Below are 25,824 nucleotides of genomic sequence, written 5' to 3' on the forward strand. Positions count from 1 at the left end.
TAAGAGGACGAAAACAGAAAGAGAAACCCACCGTTCTGAATAAACGGTGGGTTTCTCTACAATCTGAGCCCCCTGTTCAGGGGGCTTTTTAATGGCATGAGCCATGTGATGGTGTGTTTGAAGTATATAAAATGTAGCGTACAAAACTGTAATTTGAATCTTGGAGTGGGAAGTTGGAGGAAGTATGATAAGGGGGAATCAGGGCGAAAGGAGGATACCTTAAATTTTACAAAATGGTAGCGTTTACACAAGCTCTTTCTTATTCGAAAAAGGAGGACAGGCATGAGAAAAAAGAATTGGTTGGCACTTGGATTGGCGACGTTGATTGCAGCAGCTCCTGTAAGCTCGGCATTCGCAGAACAGTGGAAGCCTCTGGCCATTACAGATGAACGCATTATGAATGTTTACGGCGCAGGAGGTGAAGGCGGACAATGGATTCAGGGCGTGGAAGCAGATCCTAATACCGGGGACTTCATGATCTTCACAACAGACGTAGGCGGCATGTACCGTTCCTTGGACGGAGGGGCCTCATGGGCCCAGAGCTCCATCGGCTTCAACCCGCGGGGAGCTAACGACGTTGCCATTGATCCGAATAATAGTAATCGGGTTCTGGTCGTTGGCAGCAACTCTGTACCGGATGAGCGGAACGGCATATACTTGTCTACGGACAAGGGAGCAACCTGGCAATCCGCCTATATTGCCAAGATAGAGGGCTACCGAGATTACCGGGAACAGCTGGCCTTCGACAAGTCCAGCTACGACCCAGTAATCGGGGGGAGCAAGATTGCTTACTGGAGCCGGATTGCTGTGGACACCAATGATTGGATTCCACCAGAGGTGAAGCCGGCACTATATAAGTCTATAGATGGCGGCGCTACCTGGCAGGAGATTCCGAACAGCTCTGCCTATGGAGGCAGTATCGTCAAGGTCCACCCGACCCAAGGATTCGTCTATGTAGCCAACAGCACGGGGTTCTATAAGAGCATCGACGGCGGAGCCAGCTTCACCCAGAAGGTGGCCGGTGATGTGAAGAGTCTGGACGTGATCTATACCCAGTCTAACCGGGTGTATATCAACAAGGCCGATGGTGTATATGTCTCCAATGACAGTGGGGAGAGCTTCCAGAAGGTGAACAGCAGCAGCTTCCCGTCCATTAACCCGATGCTTCTGAAGGTAAGTCCTGTGAACCCTAACCGGATGATCCTGACGGACAATGCCTTGGATGCTACGGGGAACTATGCGGATACCAAGAGTTATTACTCTACCGATGGCGGGGCAACCTGGACCGCCTCGATCAGGGATAATCTGTACAGCTACATCCCCTTCAACGCCCGCCAGAATGTATATGCCTGGGATCCGAACGAAGAGCAGACGGTTTGGTCCAGCGGCGGGGACTACTTCATGAAGAGTATTAACAGCGGAGCCCAGTTCAGAGTCCACAACAAGGGCAATAATGGCATCATGCAAGGCGGCTCCTTCAACTTCAACTTTAAGTATCCAGATCTCTTGTATATGAACTCCCAGGATTATAACGGAGCGGTTACCCAAGATGGCGGCTTGACCTGGAAGTATGTGAATCCGAGCCGGTTCGATTGGGGAGGCTGGGGCTACGGGGCCTATGCGGTCAATCCTAAGCTGCTCTTGGTAGCTACCCGCGGATGGAATTGGAAGAAGCAGATCGCTGTTAGCCGTGATGCAGGGGTTAGTTGGACCAATATCGATCTAGGCCGGGATGCCAACGGAGATGAGATTGGATTGAACGGCTTGGAGAGCTCCTATGCCGATCCGACGGACGACCGGGTGCTCTTCGTACACGAGTACCGCAGTGAGGATCAGGGCTATACCTGGACCAAGATGACGAACAGCAAGGGGGTGCTTAATCACCATCCGATATCTAAGGACCTATATGGGGGGAACAACGGGAAGGTGGTCCGCTCCCAGGATAAGGGCAAGACCTGGCAAACCTTAGTTGACGTAGGCTATGTAGCTGACATCGGCGTGGATCATGTCAATAACCTCCTGTATATTGCAACAGGCGGCGGTATCTATAAATACAATCTATCCACTTCAGAGCTGACGAGCCTGAACTCCAATATCCCTAAGGATCAGGCTGGAACCAATAGACTGAAGACGGTCGCGGTGGATCCCGTGGATACGAATGTCATCTATGCCGGGGGGAGCGCCAACCTGTACTCCACGGATGCGTCTGTGGTCCGTTCGACGGATGGGGGCGTCACCTGGCAGGTGTTGACGCGCAATACTCGGAACAGTGTAATCCTGGCGGGTCCCGATGGCGGACGAGAAGCCAGTTGGATCCGGGTGCATCCTGTAACGCGGTACGCCTATGTAGCCGGACAATGCTATGGGATGTGGGTAATCGGGCCGCCTGGAGATACGACAAGCGCCTCTACTGCTCCCTCTGTAACGATCGTACCGGGTAATGGAGAACTGAAGGTGGACTGGTTCGGTAACGGCAGGGTGACACAGGCTATGGTGGACGATGTTGTGGCCCACTACGGCTCGACCAATGTGGATGATGTATACGCATATGATATTGACGGCAGCAGGGCGATCGACTCCATGGACCGTGATATGCTGGACGCTCGCAGAGTGGAGGATGCAGCGAAGGCTCTCGACAGCTTCGAGGTACACCGGAGCACCTCGGTGAATGGAACCTACTCGAAGATTGCTGGTCCAATCACAGCTTCCGAATATAAGGACGGAACGGCTGTGAATGGAACAACTTATTACTACAAGGTCAAGAATGTGACGACCGGCATATGGTCGGATCCGGTAAAAGGCGTTGCGGCAAATCAAGGGCCGGCAGCGGTCTATGCCACGGAGTTTACGGATAAGGTGGAACTGACCTGGACCGCGAGGAGTGCCACCTCTTACAAGGTGTTACGCTCTACTACGAGCGGCAGCGGGTATACTCAGATTGCCAGCGGCATTACTACTCCTTCTTATACAGACACCACCGCTGCTGCAGGAACCACCTATTATTATGTGGTCAAGGCTGTGAATGCCAAGGGTGACAGCGCCAATTCGCTGGAACGCAGCGCCAAGCGTGCCATTCCCGGAACGCAGCCGCTTCCGCCGGCTCCCGGAGATATACGGCAGGGGGATCCTTACAGCAACAATTTTGACAGCGGATTGGGGAATAATTGGTCAGTGAAGAACGCAGGGGTCAATAGCCAGAAGCTCAACAGCTCTTGGGATGCAGAGGCAATGGCCGTCTACCATGGCTCCACATACTCTGGCAATTACCGCTACAAGGTGGATGTAACCGTCAATGGCAGCGGGGTGTTCAATCGTGGCGGCATCCTGTTCAACTACCAGGACGAAGACAATTACTATTACCTGGACATCGGCTCTTATACCGGCACGAATACGATTAATCTGAAGAAGAAGATCGAAGGCGGAAGCTCCACCATAGCAAGCTACAGCAACTACAACATGAATACAACCACTGCGCTCGAGGTGTTCTATGAAGGAGACGGATATATCACGGTCACAGCTGTGCAGGGCTCAACCAAGACCACCCTCTTCAACCGGGTAAGAGACCGTATGCTGAAGGGCGGCAAGATCGGTATTCGTACAGAGTACAGCTATACACTGTATGACAACTTGCAAGTTATTCCGATGCTGTCTGCCACGCCTAACAAGGCTGGTAACCCTGGATTCGAGACGGGGTCAACCGCTCCATGGGATACGCCATGGGGAGCAGGAGCCATTACCAGTTCAGGTGCGAAGATCGGACAGTATGCTGTGAAGTCTTCAGGCTCAGGAGGTATTGAGCAGACCGTCAGCGGGCTGAAGGCCAACACATCCTATACCGTTAGGGCCTTCGCCAGAGCGGAAGCAGGGACCAGCTACATCGGTGTAAAAAATTTCGGAGGAACCGAGATCAATACCTCTACTACAGAGAAGGATTACCAACGTCTGACGGTAACCTTTACAACAGGGGCTGCCAACACCTCGGCGAAGATATACTTCTGGAAGTCCGATGCCGGCACCGGATACGCGGACGAATTCGAAATTACTGAGAGCAGTGTGGTGCTGCCTTCGGATCTGTCCGTTCCTACCCAGCCTTCGAATGTGAACACGGTGCCGGGTGCAGCCCAAATAGACTTGACCTGGAATGCTTCTACCGATAATACAGGGGTTACCGGTTATAGAATCTACCGGGATGGAGTGCAGGTAGGAGTGGTGTCCGGAACGTCTTACAGCGATACGTCAGTAACGGCTGGAAGTACTTACAAGTATATGGTGCGTGCAGTGGATGCTGCAGGCAATCTCTCGGCTGCCAGCACGGAGAAGACAGTTACAGTCGGAACGGCTGTTAATCTAGTGGGCAACCCGGGCTTCGAGACAGGGGCGGCCAGTCCTTGGGAAGCGCCATGGGGGGGAGGCTCGCTGGTATCCGCTGGAGCTCATGCAGGATCCTATGCGGTGACTTCAGCAGGAGCTGGCGGTATCGAGCAATGGGTCAGCGGGCTTCAAGCGAGCACAACCTATACCTTGAAGGCTCATGTGAAGACGGATGCGGGGTCAGCGAGCATCGGTGTGAAGAACATTACGGACACTAAGAGCGTCTCGACGACTAATGCGGCGTATACTGAGCTTACTTTAACCTTTACTACGGGTTCTTCTGAGACCTCCGCCAAGATTTATTTCTATAAGCCAAATGCGGGGAACGGATTCGGGGATAGTTTCACATTGACCAAAAATTAGCAGTCGTTTGAAATTCAGATAGACGATGCCGCCTTTCAAACCCTCCGGTTGGGAGGCGGCCATCTCTACTTTAACTAGGACAACTCGGGATTAGAGGCGGTTGCCTCGGTGTTTAAAATAACATGAAGAGTTATCTCTGGGGGCGAGATGCTTCTGGAGTTTTTTGTGCTTTTTGGGTAAAATCATGCAACGAACCTCTTCTCAGATACGTCTTACTTAGAGTAATAATCTGGAATAGTAAGAAATATCAGAGAGGATGATTGGAACCCAATGAAGAAGAGGAATCGAAACAAAGTGGCTGCAGCAACTCTAATGGTAAGCATGCTGCAAGCACCGTTCGCCGGATCATACGCCTTAGGGGCATCTACGGAGGTATCCATAACGGCTGTTTCGCTGGATGAGAAGAGTGCGAATGCCCAGCATGACAATGCTCAGGATGAGAGTCAGGCGAAGATTACGAAGGAAGAAGCGGTCGAGAGAATAATCAAGCTATTCCCAGAGTTCGGGAAGGAAGCACGCGTAGAGAGCGTTCAGTTCGGCAACCCCAGTGTATTCCCTCCGCCTCGCAATCTAGTCTGGACCATCAATTGGGTTATAGAGAAGGGGAACTCCTCTCACGGCTTCAATTCTGAGGTAGATGCTATGACGGGTGACCTTCTTCAGTTCTATCATCCTATCAGTGAACAGGATCAAGTCTACTATCCTCCTAAGGTTAGCTACGAGGAAGGAGAGAAGCTGGCTAGAGCATTCGTTAAGAAGGCTTCTCCATCTATCGCGAAGTACAAGCTTGTTCCAATGGATAATTCCTATAACGAGAGCTTTAAGCCCTTATTCGGCTCTGTCCGCTACTCTTATTCCTATAACTTGCTTGTGAATGGAATTCCATCCGATGGAAGCAGTCTCCACTTGACCTTGAATGGCAATGGGGAGGTCGTATCCTACCATGCTAACTACGCTCAGGGCGACTATCCATCATCCGATACGAAGTTGTCTGCTGCAGAAGCTGAGAAGAAGTTCAAGGATGAATTAGCACTCACTCTCTTCTATATTCCTGACAAGCCTTACTATGATCGCAGTCCCAATTCGGAATGGAGTCTAGGTTACTTCCCTGCCGAGGATAGTCTGCTTCCACTAGATGCGAAGACTGGCGACAGAGTTCAGAACCATCCAGTTGCTCAGAATCGGTTCAAGGGGTATATCCCTATACCGAAGTCAGCGGTATCCTTCGTTGCCCATACTGGCAAGACGTTAACGCAGGATGAGGCTAAGGCTCGCGCCTTGAAGATCGTTACGGTGCCAGCAGACTATAAGGCTCATAATGCCTATCTATCGAAGGATTGGTATGGTGGAGCAGGGGAGCGGCCAGTATGGCGGTTCACTTGGAGTAAGGACGATCGGTTCGGCTATATGAATCAGCTCTCTGTCGTTATTGATGCCAACAACGGCCAATTGCTTGAGCTTAATGATTATGATTATGTTAACGAGCCTCCATCTGAAGAGGAAGCGAAGGACAAGCCTCAAGCTTCAATAACGAGCGAACAGGCAAGGTCCAAGGCGCTGACTCTCATCCATGAGATCTATCCCAATGCCGCGGAGAAGCTTAGGCTGATCGAATACGCGCAAGCTGAGGATGGGAACAAGACTGCTACGTTCAGCTTCATCTTCCAGCAATTCCACGAGGATATACCTCTGTACGCCAGTAATGTTCATCTTGTATTAGATGGAGATGGGAAGCTGAAGACCTATAACGATGCGTCTTCCTTGATGGATAAGCAGGCCATTGCTAAGCTGGAGAAGCTGACCGCTAAGCTGGAACCGGATAAGGCTCTTGAGGCTTATCGGGATGTACTATCAGCGGAGCTTCGTTATACTCAATATGGAGGCTATTATGATCCGAATAATTATATTGAACCTGTAACCAAGCTTGCTTACGTACCTCTGGTTCAGAAGAGTCGCCAGTTCTATTATGTTAATGCTATGACAGGGAAGCTCGTTCTTACGTATCCATATGGATCAGAAGCGGCAGCTAAGCCGAAGGCCTCAGACCTAGCTGGTCATTGGGCGGAACGCGAACTCACCACCATGGTGGAATATGGTGTTCTCGAACCAGATGCAGAGGGGCTAGTGAGACCAGATAAGAACCTTACCTTGGGGGATTGGATGAAGATGGTGATGGCCTCATTCAACCCAAGTCAGTCATACTACAATTATTACAGCTCCAACTCCAGTTCGCAGCCTTATTATTCCGATGTGGCCAAGGACAGCCCATATGCGGAAGCCGTGTCCTTATTCGTTAGCCGTGAATGGCTTAAGCCGTCAACACCTGAGGCCAAGCTGAACCCGGAGCAGACATTGACTAGAGGACAACTGGCGCTCCTGTTAACACAATTCCTTAATTATGATGCCCTGTCGGTCTATATGAATAAGGATCAGCAGGTTGCGTCACTGAAGGATGCCGCTTCAATCCCGAATCCAGGGGCGGCTGCCATTGCCCTGAAGCTGGGTCTGCTAACGGCGTCAGGAGGCAGCTTCAAGCCGGATGCTCCTGTCACAAGAGCTCAAGCCAGTGTCATTCTAATGCGGCTCGTCTACTTGCAAGGCAAGGTAGATACGCCAATTATGGGGTAGGAAAGTACGAAGAGTGAGTCCACTCTCCGAGGAACCACATACAGGCTGAGCAGCGTTCTGCTCAGCCTGTAAGGCGTGTGATACTCCTTCTACAGTTGGATCATGCGGTCGCAGATGGCCTCCACATCTTGGGGATCATGTGTCACGAACAAGCAAGTCATATTCTCTCGTCTCAGGATATCCCTGAGCTCCTGGCGAATCGATTCACGAAGCCCGGCATCTAGGGAGCTGAACGGTTCATCCATGAGCAGTACATTCGGCTTAGGAGCAAGAGCTCGGGCTAATGCAACCCTCTGCTGCTGGCCGCCGCTCAGCTCATGGGGATAGCGATCTCCGAATTCCGCAAGCTGTACGAGCCTCAGCATCTCCTCTGCACGCAGCCTTCGTTGCTTCCTCGGCATCCCGTGCAGGCCGAATTCAATATTCGTTCGCACGTTCATATGGGGGAACAAGGCATAATCCTGGAATATCATACCGACTCCGCGGCTCTCAGGTTGAATGAACGAGCTCTGATCGTTGACCGTTACGCCGTTAATGTGAATGGAGCCTCCAGACGGCACTTCCAGCCCGGCAATGAGTCGCAGCAAGGTGCTCTTGCCGCTCCCGCTTGCTCCCAGAATTCCGACAATATCGCCGTGCTGAATGGAATAGGATACGCGGTCAATGACGGCTGTTCCTTGCTTCTGATATGTGAAGGTAAGGTTCTTCACTTCAACTGCATTCATCTGTTCGGTCTCCTTCCAACCTGCTGTAATAGAACTACGGAGATTAAGCTAATTCCAATGATAAGAAGCGAAGGGATTGCAGACCTATGAATCTGCTCGTCATTCGCATACTGATAAGCCTTAATAGCTAAGGTCTCGAAGTTGAAGGGCCTGAGCAGCAGGGCAAGCGGGAGCTCCTTGCACACCTCAACGAAGGTTAGAATGAGACCGGTAAGCAGGGCTCCTCTAATCATGGGCAGATCTACACGAATAATGGTCCTAGTTAAGCCGGCCCCTAACAAGCGAGAAGCTTCGGAATACTTCATGCCGAGCTTCTCATATCCTGTCTCGACTGCTTGATAACCAGTCGCCATGAATCTAACGATATAGCCGAACAACAGCATATAGACAGATAAGCTAAGAATGAGAGGAGCTTCACCCCAGCCTAGGTATTGATAGAGAGGAGCGAAGGTATGGTCCAACTGAATGAACACCGCCAGCACCCCGATGGCAATGATCGCTCCTGGCACAGAGTACCCGGCCGTTATGCTTCGCGACAGCAGGTAGGAGAACCCTGTGCGTGAGCGGTTGACTGAGGCAACGATGACGGTCAGCACCATAATCACAATACTTGATATAGTTGCAACATACAGTGTTCGCCATATGAGCTCGGAGAAGCTGTTGTCCCAGACACTCTCATACGTCCATGCAGCCCACACGATCAGCTGTGCAACAGGAATGAGGAATGAGATGGATACGATGGTGAAGCAGAACAGGACAGCTCCCAGTGCTCTACCGCCCTTCAGCCGAATAGGAGAGAGTCGGCTTGCCTTGCTGGTCGTCGCACTGTAGGCGCGACCGCCGCGAAGCAATCTCTCTAGGATGAACACCCCGATAATAATAAGCATTAACCAAGCGGCAAGCCGCATAGCCGTCTCTACATCATACATGCCGAACCAGGTCTGGAAGATCGCTGTCGTAATGGTCTGGATGCCGAAGTAGCTGGTTACGCCATAATCGCTGAGCACCTCGAATACGACGAGGCTGGCCCCGCCAATAATTGCGGGCCGAGCTAATGGCAAGGCAGCTAACAGGAATACGGCAAGCGGCTTCCGGCCTAACAGCCGGGCATTCTCAATATAAGAGGCGCTCTGATTCTCGAAGTAAGCTCGGGTAATGAGATAGACATAAGGGAACAAGAACATCGTGAATATGAATATGGCGCCTCTCATCGACGAGATGGTAATGAGCTCCTGATTAGGGACAATTCCTAGATGATTACGAAGTGTCGTCTGAACTACTCCTGTATAGCTGAACATGGTGCTGTAGGTGTATGCGGCAATATACGGCGGGATGGCCAGCGGCAGCAATAGAGCCGTTCGGAACAGCCTCTTGCCTGGGAAGTCGAATACAGCGATCAGCCATGCCAGACTTACCCCTAACCCTACAGTCAGAGCACCGGACATTATCGTTAAGAATAGAGTATCTGCCAGATAGTCCTTCAGCAGATATCGCTTCACTTGGTACCAGTTATCACCCGGCGGGGTAAGGATAGTTGTGAAAACATAGCAAATAGGCAGCAGAATTACTGCTGCCGCCAATAAGCTTGTTACTTTCCATCCATTTAGATGCTTTTTCTTGTATAGCTTGAGATTGGGCAAGCTCATCAATTATTTCCAGCCTGTCTTGTTCATGATCTCGATTGCCTTCGCATTATGCTCGCCGAGCTTGCCGAAGTCAAGCGTCTGAGCCTTGAATTCGCCCCATGACTGCAGCAGCTCTGGAAGCTCAGCCTTAGGATTGACGGGATATTCGAAGTTCTCACTGGACACGAGGCTCTGAGCCTCAACATCCGTTAAGTATTCAATAAGCTTAATCGCGTTCTCTTGATTCTTACTATGCTTCGTTAAGCCTGCTCCGCTAATATTAATGTGAGCGCCGGTCGTATCCTGGTTCGGGAAGAATACGCCAAGACTGTTCCCGACCTTAACTTCCTCTGCATCCTCAGAGTTCAGCAGCAGCCCTACATAATAAGTATTCATTAGAGCAACATCACCGACACCGGCAGCAATTGCCTTCGCTTGATCGCGGTCTCCGCCTTCTGGCTCTCGTGCCAGATTAGCTGCAATTCCTTGTGACCATTGTTCAGCCTTCTCCGCTCCATTCAATTCTATGAACGAGGAGAGCAGGGATTGATTGTAGAGCGAAGTGGAAGAGCGGACAAGCAACTTGCCCTTCCAGGACTCACTGGCAAGATCTTCGTAGGTTGACAATTGTTCCGGCTTCACACGGTCCTTGGAGTAGGCAATGACTCTTGCACGGGTCGAGAGGCCAATCCACTCGTTATCTGCATCACGCCGATCCGCAGGTACGTTCGCATTGATAACATCAGATACGGCTGGCTGTAGAATGCCTGCCTGCTTGGCATTGTTCAGTACTCCGCCGTCAACGGTGATGAATAGGTCTGCAGTCGTGCTCTCGCCTTCGCGCTTCAGACGCTCAATCAGCTCTTCGGCCTTCCCGTCTACAACGTTTACTTCGATTCCTGTTTTCTCTGTGAATTTGGAGTAGAGCACCTTATCCACAGCATAGTTCCTGGCGGAATAGACATTAACGACCGCTTCCTTAGCAGTGTCTTGCACCGGTTCCTTTGTTGGCTCAGCAGCGTTCGTGTTGTTTTTATTCTCAGTTGAAGCTCCGCATCCAGCAATTAAGCTCATCGCAGTTACAGCAGATAGTACGAATGTAGACCATTTAGCAATACGCACATTGACACCCCTTAATAATGATAATTATTATCAATATCTATCCTCATTGAATGATAACCATTCTCATGTCTGATGTCAATACTATTTTTGTAACTATGTAGCAGCTATCTGTAAAAAAAAAAGCTCCTACCTCTAGTCAAACTAGTGGAGGGAGCTGCATTCGCTTCTATATAGGATCTTCTACTAAACTAACCGCCGTAGGCTTGCCTGAAGGCGGTAGTAAGCTTAGCGCGGTCAACCTGCCAGAGCTCGGCAATCTCAGCGCTAACTTCTTCGTCCCACCAATCGGACTGGAGCTTGCGATTGCTCTGATGCTCTACGACCCATTGCAGGTTGAGCATCACTTTATTGAAGTAGATGGCCTCTGCTTGGTCCATTAACTCCTTCGATACGTATACTTTCATACGCTTCACCGTACGGTACAGCTCATTGCTGCATGCTCTGCGGATCTTCCTCGCCGTAGGGTAGTCAGCTGAATGCTTCTGGGATGCAGGCTTCAAGGGTATCGGGCTCCTCTCTACCCCATATGTATGCATCCAGCCGAGCGGTGGTCACTACTGCACGACGATATACCCAACCATCGGACCGCCATGATTCATGTCGGTATGGGTCAAGCATTGAATGGCATAGATCCCCTTGCGCTCAGCGGTGAATCGAATCTCCGTTACCTCACCCTTCTTCACTTCGCCGCGCACGCCAAGTCCTTCTATAATGAAGGGATGGCTGGCACCGTTCACTCCAGTAATCTGAAGCTTGATGGCTTCTCCTTGCATGACGGGAATGTTGCCAGGCTGCCAGGTGTATACCTCGAGTTCCTTCCCATCCTCCTTCGTTGTCTTGAACTCGCCCGTTACAATAGAGATTGTCCGTTCCACTTGCGGCTGTGCAGTAGCGGTCTTGGCCGCATTCCAGCTGAAGTAGGCAGCAGCTAGCAAGATAACCAACAGGACAACGGCAGTGACGCCGAGTTGACGCTTCGTTACAAATAAGACTTTAGACATGTAACCCATCCCTCCTATAATCGTATAAGGTATGGCTAGTCTATGCGCAGGCTTGTCTTCCAATGACAAGAAGTGGTAAGCTGGGAGATTCCTGTGATAGAATATGTGCAATAGAGAAGCTAGGGAGATAGGAGCGGAGCAGAGAATGATGGATTGGATTCATGAGGTGTTGGCAGATTTATTAGTATGGATTGAGAGTCTAGGTTACTTCGGCATTCTATTCGGTCTACTTATTGAAGTCATTCCAAGTGAGATTGTTCTTGGTTATGGCGGCTATCTGGTGTCGAAGGGAGACATCTCTTACTTCGGTGCAGTCGTGTTCGGTACAATAGGCGCAGTGGGGCAGAACTGGATTCTGTACGCATTCGGCAGATACGGCGGGAGACCGCTCGTTGAGAAGTATGGCAAGTACATTAAGATTAAGCCTAAGCATGTAGACAAGGCAGAAGCTTGGTTCAATAAGTATGGGGCAGGCATCGTGTTCACCGCCAGGTTCGTTCCGGTTATGAGGCAGGTCATCTCGATTCCGGCTGGTATGGCGAGGATGAACTTCGGGCTGTTCACTCTGTTGACAACATTGGCATCTATTCCTTGGTCGCTGCTGTTCGTATACTTGGGAATGACGCTGGGCGATCAGTGGGAGCATGTGGACGAGAAGGCGGCTCCTTATGTACAGCCTGCCATTCTCATTGCGATTGCCTTATTGGTCATCTATGTGCTGGTGAAGTTTGTACGTTCCCGCGGGAAGTCGGTATAATAGCGTTACATGGCTTAAGTTAGAAGCAACACACAATAATGACTAATTAAGAAGTGAGGGATTGGGATGGGTACAAGCATTGCAAGCAAGTTAGGCCAAGGCATCTCTCCACAGCAGTTCATAGACGGCATGGAGAAGAACAAGGAAGCATTCCTGAATTGGTATGAGCAGTTCGCATGGGCAGAGGAGAGTGACCGCGAGTTCTTCGAATCACTGAACAATCGCGATGACCTCAGATGCTCCATACTGATGGCAGAGTGGTGCGGGGATGTCGTTCGCAACATTCCGGTTGTGTTCCGCGCGCTTGAGAATAGCGGCATTCCAGTCGAAGTACTCATTATGGAGGACCATCTGGATACGATGGATCAATTCTTAACGATGGGCGGACGTGCGGTTCCGATCGTCATCATCTGTGATACAGGCGGTGCGGTGCTTGGTCAGTGGGGGCCGCGTCCGAAGCATGTTCAAGAGGCTATGATTGCGTTCAAGCAGGAGAATCCTGACCGCGAAGCGGCGGATTATCAAGAGAAGCTGGCTGTCACTCGTCAAGAGATGGGACGACGCTACGGAGAAGGCACCGGCTATCAGTCTGTCATTGTTACAGAGCTGCGCGAGCTGCTGTCCTCGTTCTAGCATGAGCAAGCTCCTTATTGAGACGTTCAGCTTAGGCCCTATTCAGACCAATGCTTACTTATTAACAGATGAAGCACGCTCCCGCGGCATCGTAATCGATCCCGGCATGAATCCGAAGCGACTGCTAGATCGTATCGCCGGCATTCATCTGGAAGCCATACTGCTCACCCATGCTCACTTCGACCATATGGGAGGAGTGGATGAGGTGCGCAAGGCAACAGGATGCCCCGTCTATATTCATGATCTCGAGGGGGATTGGCTGACGGATCCGAAGAAGAATGGCTCCCTTCGTTGGTCGGATGTGACCCCGCCGCTAACGACGGACCCAGCCGAATATGCGCTTGATGAAGGTCAGACGCTGGAACTAATCGGCCATACGTTCAAGGTGATGCATACCCCTGGACACTCTCCAGGGAGCGTCTCCTTCCTGTGCGGGAATGACTTGTTCTCCGGGGATGTGCTCTTCAAGCAGTCCGTAGGCCGGACTGACTTACCTGGCGGCAAGGAGCGGGATCTGTACGACTCCATACAGAACAAGCTGTACAAGCTCACTCCGGACACGGTCGTCTACCCTGGGCATGGCCCCAAGACAACGATTGGCTACGAGCTAGCGAACAATCCTTACACAAGATAGTGAACACTCGCTGGAGCTAAGGCAGTATGCCTTCGTCTCCGGCGTTTTTTTGCAATCATGATTAGAATCCATTGAAGGATGGTGCAGTGAATTGGCAGACACGAAGCAAGTACATACAGACCAGGCGAATGCAGAGCAGAGCGCTCTCATGACACGGGTGATTGCGGCTGAGCTAAGCATTCCGGTAACGAAGGTGAAGGCAGCCGTCGGTCTCTTGGATGAAGGCAATACGATACCATTCATTGCCCGCTACAGGAAGGAGATGACCGGCGAGCTGGATGAGAATGATCTGCGTGCCATTGAGGATCGTCTTCAGTATATGCGTAACCTGGAGGAGCGCAAGGCCGAGGTGCTGCGGTTAATTGACGAGCAAGGCAAGCTCACGGAGCAGCTCAGAGGACAGATCTCAGCGTCAACCAAGCTGCAGGAAGTGGAGGACCTATACCGTCCTTATCGGCAGAAGCGTAAGACCCGCGCCTCCGTGGCCAAGGAACGAGGGCTGGAGCCGCTCGCGCTATGGCTATGGAGTCAGCCTCGGCAAGGAGATCCGCTGGCGCAGGCCGCGGCCTATGTTAATGAGTCCGCAGGCGTGGCAACGCCTCAAGACGCCTTGCAAGGAGCGATGGACATCCTTGCTGAGAATCTCGCCGATGACCCAGCCATTCGGAAGTGGGTCCGCCAGCATACGTTCGAACAAGCGCTGCTGAAGACAGAGGCTAAGAAGGCAGATGAAGAGTCGGTCTACGAGATGTACTACAGCTACCAAGAGCCTGTACGCAAGCTGCCTCCTCATCGCATATTGGCGATTAATCGAGGAGAGCGAGAAGAAGTGCTGCGCGTCTCCTTCGAGCTGTCACCGCAGCGCATCCACGATTATATGACGAGGATGACGCTGCGTAATGGTACTGCCCAAGGCATACGTGAAGTGCTGATTGGCATTATAGAGGACAGCTATAAGCGTCTCATTGCACCATCCATTGAACGGGAGGTACGCGGAGAGATGACTGCCAAGGCGGAGGAGCATGCGATCTCCATCTTCTCCGAGAATCTGCGGAATCTGCTGCTCCAGCCGCCTGTTCGCGGTCAGATTATTCTTGGAGTGGATCCAGCATTCCGGACAGGCTGTAAGCTCGCCGTTGTTGATGATACGGGCAAGCTGCTGGAGGTAGCAGTCTCTTACCCGACACCTCCGAACAATAAGGTCGCAGAGGCAGAGAAGCTGATCAATGCTCTGATCGACAAGTACAAGGTCGGACTCATCGTCATCGGCAACGGGACCGCTTCTCGTGAGACGGAGCAGTTCATCGCTTCTCTAATCGGGAAGCGGAAGGGGAACGGGGCTGGAAGCGCCTCCGAACTGAAGTACATCATCGTCAATGAAGCGGGAGCTAGCGTCTATTCCGCTTCCAAGCTGGCGGCGGAGGAATTCCCAGCGCTGGATGTGGCTGAGCGAAGCGCGGTATCCATCGCTCGCAGGCTTCAGGACCCGCTAGCTGAGCTGGTTAAGATCGAACCGAAGGCGATTGGGGTTGGTCAATATCAGCATGATGTCTCTCAGAAGCGGCTAGATGAGACGTTAGGCGGCGTCGTCGAGTCTGCGGTGAACCATGTTGGGGTTGACGTCAACACAGCCTCGGCTTCGCTGTTGTCTTATGTAGCAGGGATTAACGCTACGATTGCGAAGAACATAGTGAAGTATCGCGAAGAGCATGGGAAGTTCAACGCGAGATCCCAGCTTCAGAAGGTTCCGCGTCTCGGCGCGAAGTCCTATGAGCAGTGCATCGGCTTCCTTCGCATAGCAGATGGCCGCAATCCGCTCGACCAGACTCCAATCCATCCCGAATCTTATCGTGTGGTGGACCAGCTGTTCGCCGAGCTCCGCATAGAGCTGGCAGCACTAGGCTCAGAGGAGTTGAAGTTGAAGCTGGCCGAGGTCGATGCCGAGGCGGTTGCTCCAGCGCTCGGAGTCGGCGTACCGACGCTTCGCGACATTGTGGACAGTCTTCTGCGGCCGGGAAGAGACCCGCGTGAAGAGCTTCCTCCGCCGATCTTCCACACGGAGGTACTGAGTCTTGAGGATCTGAAGCCGGGGATGGAGCTGCAGGGGACGGTGCGTAATGTCATTGATTTCGGTGCCTTCATCGATATCGGCATTAAGAATGACGGCCTCGTGCATATCTCGCAGCTAAGCAACAAGTTCGTGAAGCATCCAATGGACGTGGTCTCCGTTGGCGACCAGGTCACCGTATGGGTTATTGGTGTGGATGGGGCCAAGGGGCGAGTGAGTCTAACGATGCGCTCTCCGAAGGGGCAAGCTTAATAACCATAACAAATACCCGCAGTTGCCTTGGAGGGCAGCCGCGGGTATTGCTGTACCAGCTTGATCTAATCGAATGGAGTACCACCAAGCGGAAGGCTTGCGCCATCCTCACCCGGCTTGGAGCTATGCTTGTCGCGATAGAAGTACCAGCAATCATTAAGCAGACGAATCTGCCGAAGGTCCTTCTTCAGATAGGCGCGCATCAGTTGATTGCAGAGCCACTGAGGCATAATCGTCCTCCTCCCGGTGCTATACTTGAAGTAGTATTAGCATATGGGGGAGGGCGAAGGTCCGTGCAGGTCCTAACGGGAACGCTCTATCCCTCTAGTTCTTCCTCGTACCATTGCTCGAGCTGTGCCTGAAGCGCCCGAATCTCTGTCAGCAAGGAGATAAGCGGATAAGCGCTCTCCTTCGTTGCGGCGAATTCCTGCTCGAGCTTGTTAATGTACTGTAGCCCATCCTCAATTGTAAGGCTGCTGCTGTGCAGTTCTACATCATTGCATTCTGCTACAGCGTATGGCAGCTGAGGTACAGCTTCGGCTGTCAGCTTGTCGATCTCTTTATGAAGTCTCAGGTTAAGGGCGCTGAGCTGGTAGGCATGTGTGGCTGGCATCTCTACGAAGAAGAGGCTGTCGGCTTCCTTCATAAGTACGTAACGCATAGTAGGCATAATAATGGTCTGGCTCCCCTCGGTCATGCTGATTGGCAATGAACTAACGTTAATTCTACTTGAAGTGTAGCGTATTGAGGCTTTACAATTCAAGTAGTTGGGGGAGAAAAGTCGATGAATGATGAAACGCTGCAATTGTGGGTGGAGCAGGTGTCGCTGAAGTACTTCGGGCGGCCATTCCTGCATCGTGCCACCTTCAACAGCCGACTGAAGGCGACAGGCGGCCGATATTTCACCAAGAGCCATCATATTGAGATTAGTCCGCATCAACTGGCGAGCTTCGGCACGGAGGAGACCGAGAAGATCATTAAGCATGAGCTGTGCCACTATCATCTCCATATTATGAAGAGGGGCTATCAACATCGGGACAAGGACTTCAAGACGCTTCTGCAGCAAGTAGGCGGCGCTAGGTTCTGCAAGTCTCTGCCTGAGCGTGCCATGCGGAGGCCTGCGCCCTATAAGTACAAGCTCATCTGCCAAGCTTGCGGTATGGAATATCCGAGGAGAAGGCGTGTAGATCCAAGTAGATATGCATGCGGGAAGTGCCGAGGAAAATTATTAATTAAAATGCTTGACTTATAATTTCACGCATGATATATTACTACTTGTCGCTTTTACTTTTCCCTGATAGCTCAGTTGGTAGAGCACTCGACTGTTAATCGAGTTGTCACAGGTTCGAGTCCTGTTCGGGGAGCCAGATTTGGAGAGATACCCAAGTGGCTCAAGGGGACCCTCTGCTAAGGGGTTAGACTGCGCAAGTGGTGCGAGGGTTCGAATCCCTCTCTCTCCGCCACCATATGATTAAGCAATTGATTGTACGGAGGACCGTTGCAGCAGGTCCTTTTTCTTTGCCCGCAAGACAATTGCAAAAAAAAGTACTTGCTTCTAAACAAGCGTTTATGATAAAATCATTTTTGTCGCTTAAGAGTATGATCCCAAGAATGACAAGCTTAAGGCCCGTTGGTCAAGTGGTTAAGACACCTCCCTTTCACGGAGGTAACAGGGGTTCGAGTCCCCTACGGGTCACCATCTTCTCTCTATGAGAGCCATTAGCTCAGTTGGTAGAGCACCTGACTTTTAATCAGGGTGTCGTAGGTTCGAGTCCTACATGGCTCACCATTTTTTCCCCTATAATGTGCGGTAGTGGTGGAACGGCAGACACGCTATCTTGAGGGGGTAGTGTCCAATGGACGTGCAGGTTCAAATCCTGTCTACCGCACCAATATGACAAATGCTCAAGAACCCTTGATGGATAAGGGTTCTTTTTTTGTATACCTGCTTACATACTTCCTAGCTCTAAGACTCAGACTAAGTCTAACTTGAACCTTGACCACAAAGGAGCTTGATTAGCTTGGTGAACAAAAAGCTTACCTCAGCTGCAGTTCAATTCATAAAATTAGGAATAGCGGCATGCATCATGGCAGGGATGTCCGGCTGCGGCACATCAGATGATACGAACCGGAACGAAGGCCCGCGTCTCTCCAGTATCACCGGACAGGACGCCAAGCTGCTCGTCGCAGATGAGCTCGTAGCTAATCATCTGCCTATATACAGGGATAGTGGACATATATGGGTGCCTCTGAAGGGTGCCGCTAAGGCATTAGGATTACAGCTGCATGAAGATGGTGGCGGCCATTATGCAATGGGGCAGACTAATCCGAACTACAACGTGCAGATTAATCATAAGGAAGCGTCAGCCGGTGATAAGGTGATAAGGCTTCCCGAGCCGCTTAGAGAGCTGGACAATGAGCCGTACATGACCATGGAGTCATTGTCAGCTCTGCTTGGAACCCCATTGAATTGGGATGAAACCAGGCAGCAGATCGTCATGACCCCTATCACTGCTGAGCGGCAGTCATCATCAGACGGATCGTCTGATGGAGCTACCTATCGAGGCTTGGCGGCAGGGTATGATGCGACTGAGCTGATTCAGTATGCGAGGTCGTTCGAAGGAACCCCTTATGAATTCGGGACGGGAGATTATGAGCGAACGAGGAAGTTCGATTGCTCGACGTTCACAGCGCATGTATTCGAGCGGTATGGGATTAATCTGCCTAGGACGTCACTCTCTCAATCGCAAGTCGGTGAGCGCGTAGAGAAGGATGAGCTGCAGGCTGGAGATCTCATGTTCTTCTTCACCCCAGGGCGGTATGAGAGCAATGAAGTCGTAGGCCATGTGGGCATCTATGCAGGTGATGGGAATATGATCCATACTTACGGTGATCCAGGCGTTATATTCGACCGCTTCGACAGCTATTGGCAAGGCCGATTCCTCTTCGGAAGACGTGTGGCCAATTGATCGAACCCAAGTAATCCAACCATTCAACGAAGGAGCAGCCCTCTCCGTGCGAGAGGGCTGCTCCTTCGTTATAGTTATAGCCGAGCTTGCTTGCGGTATTGCCCGGGTGGAACTCCCATCTCGCCTTGAAATACCCGGGTGAAGTAGTGGACGGAGTCGAAGCCGCAGGCTGCAGCAATCTCCTTAATGGATAAGCGGTCCTGTCTCAACAGCTCTGCAGCCAGATTGACGCGTGCTGCCCTCAAGAAGGTAACGAAGGTATGCCGATCGTGGTCATGGAATAAGCGTGATAAGTAACGGGATGATACATGCAAATAATCAGCTACGTGCTCTAGCTGCAGCGGCCTGGTCAGATTATCAATGATGAAGGTCTTGGCCTGGAGCAGGACTCGATCAGGACGATCGGTTACCTGTTCCACAGGGGCTTCTGTTCTCAGGAAGCTGCCCATTAACGTACTTAAGAATCCTGCAGCAAGTGGCTGCAGCACATCGATGCTCCCATGACCAATTGAAGCCTGGATAAGGATGGCCTGCCAGATGAGTACCGCAGGCATGGAATGGGCATCACGGAGGAAGTAGTGGTCGGTCACTGCGAGCTGCTGACAGAGCTGGATGGCCTCAGGAGAAGAATGCTTCACCCTTAATTCGAATCCGATCCAGATGAGATGAAGCTGCGCTCCCTGATGGATCTGATGGGTAATATGCGGCCTAGAGCAGAACAGGTCTCCCTCGCGAAGGACATAGGTTGAAGCTCCATCCTGATAGACCCCCTCCCCGCTTACGACGTAACAGATCTCGAAGAAGGAATGGGTGTGAGGAAGATTGTCCAGATGGCTGGAGCTTCCTCCCCAGGCATGAATGTAATAGGCCGCATACTCGGTGCGCGTCTCAACTATATGCCTTAGGTAAGGCAGGGCAGTATTGAAGTTGATGTCTAATGCTGTCAGCATAGCTGGCTTCCTCCGCATCTAGGATTAATAGTTAACCTAATCCTATCATGAATTGAGGCGTAATATTGCAATAATCTGGCGCATCTTTTTAAATACATGGCTGTACACACCGATTAGAATAGTACTATGAATGAATGAAATTATGACATAGGCAAAAGGGAGCGGGATGAATGAGTGTGAAGGTGGATGCGCAATTTTACAATGAAAATGGCTACCTGTTAGTGAAGGGGGTCTTCTCTCCAGAAGAAGTGGCTGAGATGAGGGAAGCGGTTGAACGGGTTATACAGAAAGCGGCAGCAACCAAATACGATCGCAGCCATGCCTGGCAAGGAGACTTCCTGCCTCCTGAGGAATTGAAGAAGCTTGTTCTCAAGGGATTCCATGATGTGCATTATCATGAAGCGGTCTTCACCAGAGCGCTCTCCCATCCGAACATGACTGCGGTGCTGACAGAGCTAATCGGTCCGAACGTACAGCTGCATCACAGTAAAATGCTCGTGAAGCCGCCTGAGCGCGGCGCGGCCTTCCCGATGCATCAAGACTATCCGTACTTCCCGCATGCTCGGCACTCGATGCTGGCCGCTAGTATGCATCTCGATGATTCTGACCTGGAGAATGGCTGCTTGAGTGTTATTCCTGGCTCACACAAGCAGGGACCTCTGCCGCATGTCGGAGCTCACTACTTGAACCATAAGGAGTACCCCTTGTCTCTCGGAACACCTTGCCCGGCTCAAGCGGGAGATGTCTTGTTCTTCAATTACTTGACGATACATGGTTCGGATGTGAACCGAAGCGAACGGCCGCGGCGTAATGTCCTGTTCCAGTATCGCGACCCTGCCGATCTGCCGATTAATGATGAGCATGTGAATTGGGGACAAGGGCTTATGGTCGCAGGTGAGAATCCTGTGTTCAAGGAGTATCGTGCTGATTACAAGCTGGCGTAGCGTGCATGCAGCTTGAGGGGTTCGTAATGCAACATTCAAGACTCTGCGGCCAGTAGGCTTCGGAGTTTTTTATTATACTTAATAGGTTCTTATGCTCATATGGAATTGACAGATAGTAGATTAGTCTATAGAATATTATGGATGATAATCATTATCAGTGGCATCATGTGGAATAATCAGAGCATATGGACAGGGGACAATGAAGATGAAGAAAGTAAGAATACTTATCCTAATCGCACTAGCAGCAATGATGATGTCTGCATGCCAGTCAAGCAGCAGCTCCAAGACGGACTCGGGCTATCCATTGGAAGTGAAGCATCTCGAAGGTACAACTACGGTTAAGGCGCAGCCGAAGAAAATCATCACAACGAGCTATATAGCGGCAGCACAACTGCTGGAGCTCGGTACAGCACCTTATGGAACGGTTGATTACAGCCTGCTTACGAATCTTCGAATCTATGACGAAGAGTTGAATAAGGGAACCATTGTTGACCTTGGGTCACCTATAGACTATGAGGGGATCGAGAAGGCAGCTCCTGATCTTATTCTCTCTCTAGCCGGAGATGGGTCGGATTATGACAAGCTTAGCGGAATCGCTCCAACTGTTGTACTCGAATCCGCGCAGGGACAGTACAGCTTCGATCAGATGCTGCTTGCTGTAGCCAGGATTATGAATGAGACGGATGCTGCTAAGGCTATTATTGACAAGTATGCGAACCGATTAGCCGAAGTGAAGAAGACTGTTCAAGCCAAGGGTGCTGAAGGCAAGACGGGCGTGTTCCTGATGGCCACTAGCAAGGGCAACATCGTCTATGGCGGTTCTTCCGTTCAGTCGTATCTGAGTGCGATCGGACTTACAGAGTTGCCAGAATGGAAGGAAGGCGGAATGGCGGATCATGAGGCGCTTGCTAAGCATAATCCAGACTTCATCTTCTTGGCAGAGGATTATGTGAAGCCTGGCAATTACTCGCTGGATATTCAGAGTAATGAGCTGTGGCAGGGTCTGAAGGCGGTTCAGTCGGGGCAGGTCTATCTGATGGATGCAGCATCAGCGCTGCCGCTGGCACGCGGGCAGTGGGCAGGACTAGACCGGCTCGGCAAGAATCTGGACATGATCCCATAATAATAGAGCAACTTAGACCCTTGCGGATGCAGGGGTTTCTGTTGTTAAATGAAGTGGATCTTATTGTCTGTTAGGAAGAAAGGAACATGAATATTCAGATGGAACAACATTCAACGGCTAGCATGATGAAGCTGGGTATGCCGATGAGCAAGGGCGTCTGGCATAATGCGAGAATCGACTTCGGTGCATCCATCTTATTCAGCCTCTTCAACGTAGTGCTTAACCAATTCTACATTCCGTTCGCTATTCAAGACGGAGCAACGAATGTACAGGTTGGCCTCCTGTCGGCAGCTCCTGCAATAGGATTATTATTCTCTCCCTTGTGGGCAATCTTAATTGAGAGGTCAGGTAATCCTAGACCATTCGTAGTTATCCCTAACTTAATCGGGAGATTGCTGTTGTTCTTGCCAGCCTTCTACCCGACGCCTGTCGTCTATGTGGCTGCAGCTATTCTATTCCAGCTGTTAATGGGCATCCAAGCGCCAGCCTATGCCGCGCTTGTATCACGAATCTATCCAGCTGATCTGCGGGGCAGATTGATGGGCTATGTTCGCGTGGCGATGGGTACGTTAATGATTCCGCTAGCCTACGTTGTCGGATTATGGGCGGAGGGAAGCGGGCCGGCGGGACCGCTCATTACCGCTGCCATCTTCGGAGCCATATCCATATTGTTGTTCAACACCATTCGAATGCCAGAGCCTGCTGCGCAGCCCTCTCCGTCGGCAAGGAGCTTCTCGATAGGTGCACAGTGGCAGCTTATTCGAGACAATCGAGTGCTCGCTGTATTTCTTGCCGCCACGACCTTTGCCGGCTTCGGCAATATGCTGTCGAATCCCATCTATCAGATTGTTCAGGTGGACACGCTGTCGCTTAGCAATATCGAGATCGGTTATGCGAGAATCGCTTATTTCACAGGGTTGCTGTTAACTTACTTAATCGCCGGACGCTTGCTGGATCGAATCGATATTAAGTACACCTTAATATGCGGCATCGCTGCCTATGCTATAGTCCCCATGCTGTACGGAATGTGGGGGACCTACCCTGCGGTCATTGTAGGCAACGGAATACAGGGCATTGGAGAGGCGATCTGGGACATTGGCATACTGGCCTTCATCTTCCGGCTTGCACCAGGGAGGGAAGCGGCTGTGTTCGGCCTCCATCTCATGCTCTTCGGCATTCGAGGCACACTAGGACCAATTATAGGGGCCTCCCTGTCTACGAGCGTACCGTTGTCCGACATTCTCCTGCTTGCAGCTCTATGCGGCTGGATAGGTACTGCCTTGTTTGTTGTCGGGAATTTTCAATGGCGGAAGAGTCGCAGGAGCCGGAACGAGAAGAACAGCAGAAGCAAGTGAGAAGCCTGATCGAAGGATAACAATTATAGAATATCTAATGACACGAAGCCCCCGCAGCCGCTGAATCATCTCTTCAGCAAGCTGCGGGGGCTTCGTGTATAAGCCTAGTATACTCCTTAGTATAGGGAGATGGTCATTGTGTCCTTCTCATGGTAAGTATGCAGAGTGGCTTCACTGCCATCAATCTCTATGCTAATCAGGGATTTAATTGTATTTTTGATGGCATTTTTGCCTGTCGTAAGCTTACGGTTAAGTACGTCGGACAATTTATCGATCGCTTTTTTGTTCGTATCGGTGAGGTACACTGGAATCGTACGGTTCTGAAATAAAATCATGGTTCTCATCACTTTCGGCCTCCATTTCATCAACAAGTGATTAACTTTCCATAAGTCTACTATACAATCATTAATAGATACTTAAAAAACAGTGAATAATTGTTACAAAATATCGTCAAACGGCTTAATCTAGCAGTGTTAGGGAAGTTCGAGCACCATCATTCCCCACTTGTCCCAATCGCTGCCTTGCGAAATTGTGTAGGGGAATAACCCGTTGCCTTGCGAAATACGCGGACAAAATAGCTGTTGTGATCAAAGCCGACATCTGCAGCGATGTCCGATATCTTGCGGCTGCTGCCTCTAAGCAGTTCAGCCGCTCGCATGACTCGATAAGCATTCAAGTATTCAATAGGAGTCTTCCGGGTCATGGACTTGAAAAACCGGCAAAACTGGCCTTCGCTCATTCGAACGAGCTCCGCTAGCTCTGCCGAGCGAATCGTTCGGGTGTAATGAAGCTGCATGTGCTGAATCACTTGCTTGAGCCTGAGCATCTTATCCTGTTCAGCAGGCTGAGGCTGACTGCGATTGACGGAGCAGCCATCAGCAGCGAGGATAGGAAGCATTAGGAATAGGTACCCCTTAATGGCAGCCTCGTAACAAGTATTCTTCGATTCATCTGCTTCCATAATAAGACGAATGAAGTGAACAATTTGTTGCTCCCACGGATGAATTCCCTTCACATGTCTGGGGAATGTACGCTTGCGCTGTTGGAGCGGTGATACAATTGTCTGCTCGATGAGATCAGGAATGGAGCATGTCAGCATGGAAGGATTGAACACAATGGAGCAATATGCACAAGCTGTTCCGCTTATGGAATAAGCGGCATGAACCTCTCCTCCGTCCAGGAAGACAGCCTCACCTGCTGCAACGCGGAAGCATTCCGTATCAACCTGGAATAGCAGCTCACCCTCCATGACGAAGAACCATTCTGCTTCAGGGTGCCAATGGCAGTCCATGAGACTCTCTTCTTCCTCTGCCTTGGACTGCCCGCGCCGAACGGTTAACGGGAAGCTGCAGCTTGTAAGCAAGCTGTATTCAGAATGCACCTCTCTGGTTGAACGATCTCCCATGCTGCCTCGCTCCTATGGTCTTGATTATGTCGAATCATGTCAGAATCGTGCTATAATGAAGTCAATCTAGTTAAGAATAATAGATTTGTAATCAGTATAATGCAAATGTTAAGATTTTCATAGTTGCAATAGTAGAGAGGGGCAAGACTCAGATGAACGAGATGATAAGCTTATTGATGAACCATCGATCGATTCGCAAGTTCAAAAACGAAGACATAACGTCTGAGCAGCTTCATACCATAATTCGATGCGGGCAAATGGCGTCAACCTCGAGCCACATGCAGGCTTACAGCGTGATCCGGATTACGGACAAGGAGCTTCGGGCTCAGCTTGCGGCTCTGGCCGGCAACCAAGCGTATGTAGCGGAAGCGCCTGAATTCCTCGTATGGTGTGCTGATCTGCAGCGTCTTGGTGTTGCTATTGGAATGGTGGAGGAGGAGAGGAAGTGGAATGACTCCGCAGAGAACTTCCTGGTCAGCGCGGTGGATACTGCTCTTGCTGCTCAGAATGCAGCCGTAGCTGCGGAGTCCATGGGGCTTGGCATCGTCTATATCGGGGGTATTCGCAATCAGCTAGGAGAAGTGACGAAGCTGCTGAAGCTTCCGAAGCATGTCTTCCCGGTGTTCGGGATGTGCATCGGTATTCCAGATCAAGAGCCGTCTGCTCATCCTAGACTTCCGCTGGAGGCGATCATCCATGAGAACAGCTATAGCAGTGACCAATACGATTCCTTGTTGAAGAGATATAATGATACAATTAGTCAATATATGAATGAACGAACGGGCGGTAAGCGAACGTCTGGCTGGTCTGAGATGATGGCAGCCAAGAGTAAGCAGCCAGAGCGGTTGCACGAAGAGACACTCAGGGGCCAGGGATTCGGATTCAAGTAAGAGGAATAA

At 51.0% G+C, this 25,824-nt stretch carries 22 protein-coding genes and 5 tRNA genes; 17 read left to right on the forward strand and 10 right to left on the reverse strand.

The annotated features are described in order from the left end of the window. Positions 1-282 precede the first annotated feature (282 nt). Positions 283-4,734: a VPS10 domain-containing protein gene (locus tag ACFO9Q_RS01720; protein ID WP_379178051.1), complete on the forward strand. Its 4,452-nt coding sequence runs from the start codon at positions 283-285 to the stop codon at positions 4,732-4,734. A 270-nt stretch (positions 4,735-5,004) separates the two neighbouring features. Beyond that, positions 5,005-7,362, forward strand: a complete 2,358-nt coding sequence (locus ACFO9Q_RS01725) for a YcdB/YcdC domain-containing protein (RefSeq protein ID WP_379178053.1) — start codon at positions 5,005-5,007, stop codon at positions 7,360-7,362. Between the two features lie 89 nt (positions 7,363-7,451). Here the strand turns inward: ACFO9Q_RS01725 and ACFO9Q_RS01730 are convergent, their stop codons facing one another. From ACFO9Q_RS01730 to ACFO9Q_RS01750, 5 genes are all read right to left on the reverse strand, one after another. Continuing rightward, complete coding sequence (locus tag ACFO9Q_RS01730) at positions 7,452-8,087, reverse strand: ABC transporter ATP-binding protein (protein ID WP_379178055.1); 636 nt, start codon at positions 8,085-8,087, stop codon at positions 7,452-7,454. Then, on the reverse strand, positions 8,084-9,667 hold the full coding sequence (locus ACFO9Q_RS01735) for an ABC transporter permease (RefSeq protein ID WP_379178057.1): 1,584 nt from the start codon (positions 9,665-9,667) through the stop codon (positions 8,084-8,086). Before ACFO9Q_RS01735 ends, ACFO9Q_RS01730 begins: the two co-directional genes overlap by 4 nt. A gap of 69 nt (positions 9,668-9,736) precedes the next feature. Beyond that, complete coding sequence (locus ACFO9Q_RS01740) at positions 9,737-10,834, reverse strand: Fe(3+) ABC transporter substrate-binding protein (protein ID WP_379178059.1); 1,098 nt, start codon at positions 10,832-10,834, stop codon at positions 9,737-9,739. Between the two features lie 188 nt (positions 10,835-11,022). Continuing rightward, positions 11,023-11,334 (reverse strand): dehydrogenase, encoded by a 312-nt coding sequence (locus tag ACFO9Q_RS01745; RefSeq protein ID WP_379178061.1) that lies wholly within the window; start codon positions 11,332-11,334, stop codon positions 11,023-11,025. A 54-nt stretch (positions 11,335-11,388) separates the two neighbouring features. Then, on the reverse strand, positions 11,389-11,835 hold the full coding sequence (locus ACFO9Q_RS01750; RefSeq protein WP_379178063.1) for a cupredoxin domain-containing protein: 447 nt from the start codon (positions 11,833-11,835) through the stop codon (positions 11,389-11,391). 148 nt (positions 11,836-11,983) lie between these two features. On the opposite strand from ACFO9Q_RS01750, the gene ACFO9Q_RS01755 reads away from it, so the two are divergent. The 4 genes from ACFO9Q_RS01755 to ACFO9Q_RS01770 all read left to right on the forward strand — a co-directional run bounded on the left by ACFO9Q_RS01755 (position 11,984) and on the right by ACFO9Q_RS01770 (position 16,179). Then, positions 11,984-12,592 carry a DedA family protein gene (locus ACFO9Q_RS01755; RefSeq protein WP_379178377.1) on the forward strand — a complete coding sequence of 203 codons (609 nt, stop codon included), beginning with the start codon at positions 11,984-11,986 and terminating at the stop codon, positions 12,590-12,592. A gap of 66 nt (positions 12,593-12,658) precedes the next feature. After that, the gene (locus tag ACFO9Q_RS01760) at positions 12,659-13,225 is read left to right on the forward strand and encodes a thioredoxin family protein (RefSeq protein WP_379178065.1); all 567 of its coding nucleotides are present in this window, start codon (positions 12,659-12,661) and stop codon (positions 13,223-13,225) included. Position 13,226: 1 nt separating this feature from the next. Continuing rightward, on the forward strand, positions 13,227-13,859 hold the full coding sequence (locus ACFO9Q_RS01765) for an MBL fold metallo-hydrolase (protein ID WP_379178067.1): 633 nt from the start codon (positions 13,227-13,229) through the stop codon (positions 13,857-13,859). Between the two features lie 148 nt (positions 13,860-14,007). Continuing rightward, entirely contained in the window at positions 14,008-16,179 is a 2,172-nt protein-coding gene (locus ACFO9Q_RS01770) for a Tex family protein (protein WP_379178379.1), read from the forward strand. A 65-nt stretch (positions 16,180-16,244) separates the two neighbouring features. On the opposite strand, the gene cmpA is transcribed toward ACFO9Q_RS01770, so the two are convergent. Together cmpA and ACFO9Q_RS01780 are read right to left on the reverse strand one after the other, a co-directional pair. Continuing rightward, positions 16,245-16,409: a cortex morphogenetic protein CmpA gene (gene cmpA, locus ACFO9Q_RS01775; protein ID WP_379178069.1), complete on the reverse strand. Its 165-nt coding sequence runs from the start codon at positions 16,407-16,409 to the stop codon at positions 16,245-16,247. 86 nt (positions 16,410-16,495) lie between these two features. After that, positions 16,496-16,849: a hydrolase/acyltransferase gene (locus ACFO9Q_RS01780; protein WP_379178071.1), complete on the reverse strand. Its 354-nt coding sequence runs from the start codon at positions 16,847-16,849 to the stop codon at positions 16,496-16,498. Between the two features lie 114 nt (positions 16,850-16,963). Between ACFO9Q_RS01780 and ACFO9Q_RS01785 the strand changes: the two genes are divergently transcribed. The 7 genes from ACFO9Q_RS01785 to ACFO9Q_RS01815 all read left to right on the forward strand — a co-directional run bounded on the left by ACFO9Q_RS01785 (position 16,964) and on the right by ACFO9Q_RS01815 (position 19,148). Further along, a complete protein-coding gene (locus ACFO9Q_RS01785) occupies positions 16,964-17,431 on the forward strand; it encodes a SprT family protein (RefSeq protein ID WP_379178073.1) in 468 nt (155 codons plus the stop codon). Positions 17,432-17,470: 39 nt separating this feature from the next. After that, positions 17,471-17,546: transfer RNA gene (locus ACFO9Q_RS01790), tRNA-Asn, on the forward strand. 5 nt (positions 17,547-17,551) lie between these two features. Continuing rightward, positions 17,552-17,642: transfer RNA gene (locus tag ACFO9Q_RS01795), tRNA-Ser, on the forward strand. Between the two features lie 161 nt (positions 17,643-17,803). Further along, positions 17,804-17,878 (forward strand) — tRNA-Glu (locus ACFO9Q_RS01800). Positions 17,879-17,892: 14 nt separating this feature from the next. Further along, a tRNA-Lys gene (locus ACFO9Q_RS01805) sits at positions 17,893-17,968 on the forward strand. Positions 17,969-17,986: 18 nt separating this feature from the next. Next, positions 17,987-18,071: transfer RNA gene (locus tag ACFO9Q_RS01810), tRNA-Leu, on the forward strand. A gap of 132 nt (positions 18,072-18,203) precedes the next feature. Next, positions 18,204-19,148 carry a C40 family peptidase gene (locus ACFO9Q_RS01815; RefSeq protein WP_379178075.1) on the forward strand — a complete coding sequence of 315 codons (945 nt, stop codon included), beginning with the start codon at positions 18,204-18,206 and terminating at the stop codon, positions 19,146-19,148. A 74-nt stretch (positions 19,149-19,222) separates the two neighbouring features. Here ACFO9Q_RS01815 and ACFO9Q_RS01820 read toward each other — a convergent pair whose 3' ends face one another. Beyond that, complete coding sequence (locus tag ACFO9Q_RS01820) at positions 19,223-20,098, reverse strand: helix-turn-helix domain-containing protein (RefSeq protein WP_379178077.1); 876 nt, start codon at positions 20,096-20,098, stop codon at positions 19,223-19,225. Between the two features lie 170 nt (positions 20,099-20,268). Here ACFO9Q_RS01820 and ACFO9Q_RS01825 point away from each other — a divergent pair, with 170 nt between their 5' ends. From ACFO9Q_RS01825 to ACFO9Q_RS01835, 3 genes are all read left to right on the forward strand, one after another. Next, positions 20,269-21,042, forward strand: coding sequence for a phytanoyl-CoA dioxygenase family protein (locus ACFO9Q_RS01825; protein ID WP_379178079.1), 774 nt, complete (start codon positions 20,269-20,271; stop codon positions 21,040-21,042). A 205-nt stretch (positions 21,043-21,247) separates the two neighbouring features. Beyond that, a complete protein-coding gene (locus tag ACFO9Q_RS01830) occupies positions 21,248-22,165 on the forward strand; it encodes an ABC transporter substrate-binding protein (protein ID WP_379178081.1) in 918 nt (305 codons plus the stop codon). An 86-nt stretch (positions 22,166-22,251) separates the two neighbouring features. Next, positions 22,252-23,520: an MFS transporter gene (locus ACFO9Q_RS01835; RefSeq protein ID WP_379178083.1), complete on the forward strand. Its 1,269-nt coding sequence runs from the start codon at positions 22,252-22,254 to the stop codon at positions 23,518-23,520. Positions 23,521-23,636: 116 nt separating this feature from the next. On the opposite strand, the gene ACFO9Q_RS01840 is transcribed toward ACFO9Q_RS01835, so the two are convergent. Continuing rightward, positions 23,637-23,864, reverse strand: coding sequence for a 3-dehydroquinate dehydratase (locus ACFO9Q_RS01840; RefSeq protein WP_379178085.1), 228 nt, complete (start codon positions 23,862-23,864; stop codon positions 23,637-23,639). Positions 23,865-24,013: 149 nt separating this feature from the next. Beyond that, positions 24,014-24,925: an AraC family transcriptional regulator gene (locus ACFO9Q_RS01845; RefSeq protein ID WP_379178087.1), complete on the reverse strand. Its 912-nt coding sequence runs from the start codon at positions 24,923-24,925 to the stop codon at positions 24,014-24,016. Between the two features lie 152 nt (positions 24,926-25,077). Here ACFO9Q_RS01845 and nfsA point away from each other — a divergent pair, with 152 nt between their 5' ends. Next, complete coding sequence (gene nfsA / locus ACFO9Q_RS01850) at positions 25,078-25,815, forward strand: oxygen-insensitive NADPH nitroreductase (RefSeq protein WP_379178089.1); 738 nt, start codon at positions 25,078-25,080, stop codon at positions 25,813-25,815. Positions 25,816-25,824 lie beyond the last annotated feature (9 nt).

Origin of the sequence: Paenibacillus sp. GCM10023252, from assembly GCF_042653305.1 — a bacterium.
GTDB lineage: Bacteria > Bacillota > Bacilli > Paenibacillales > Paenibacillaceae > Pristimantibacillus.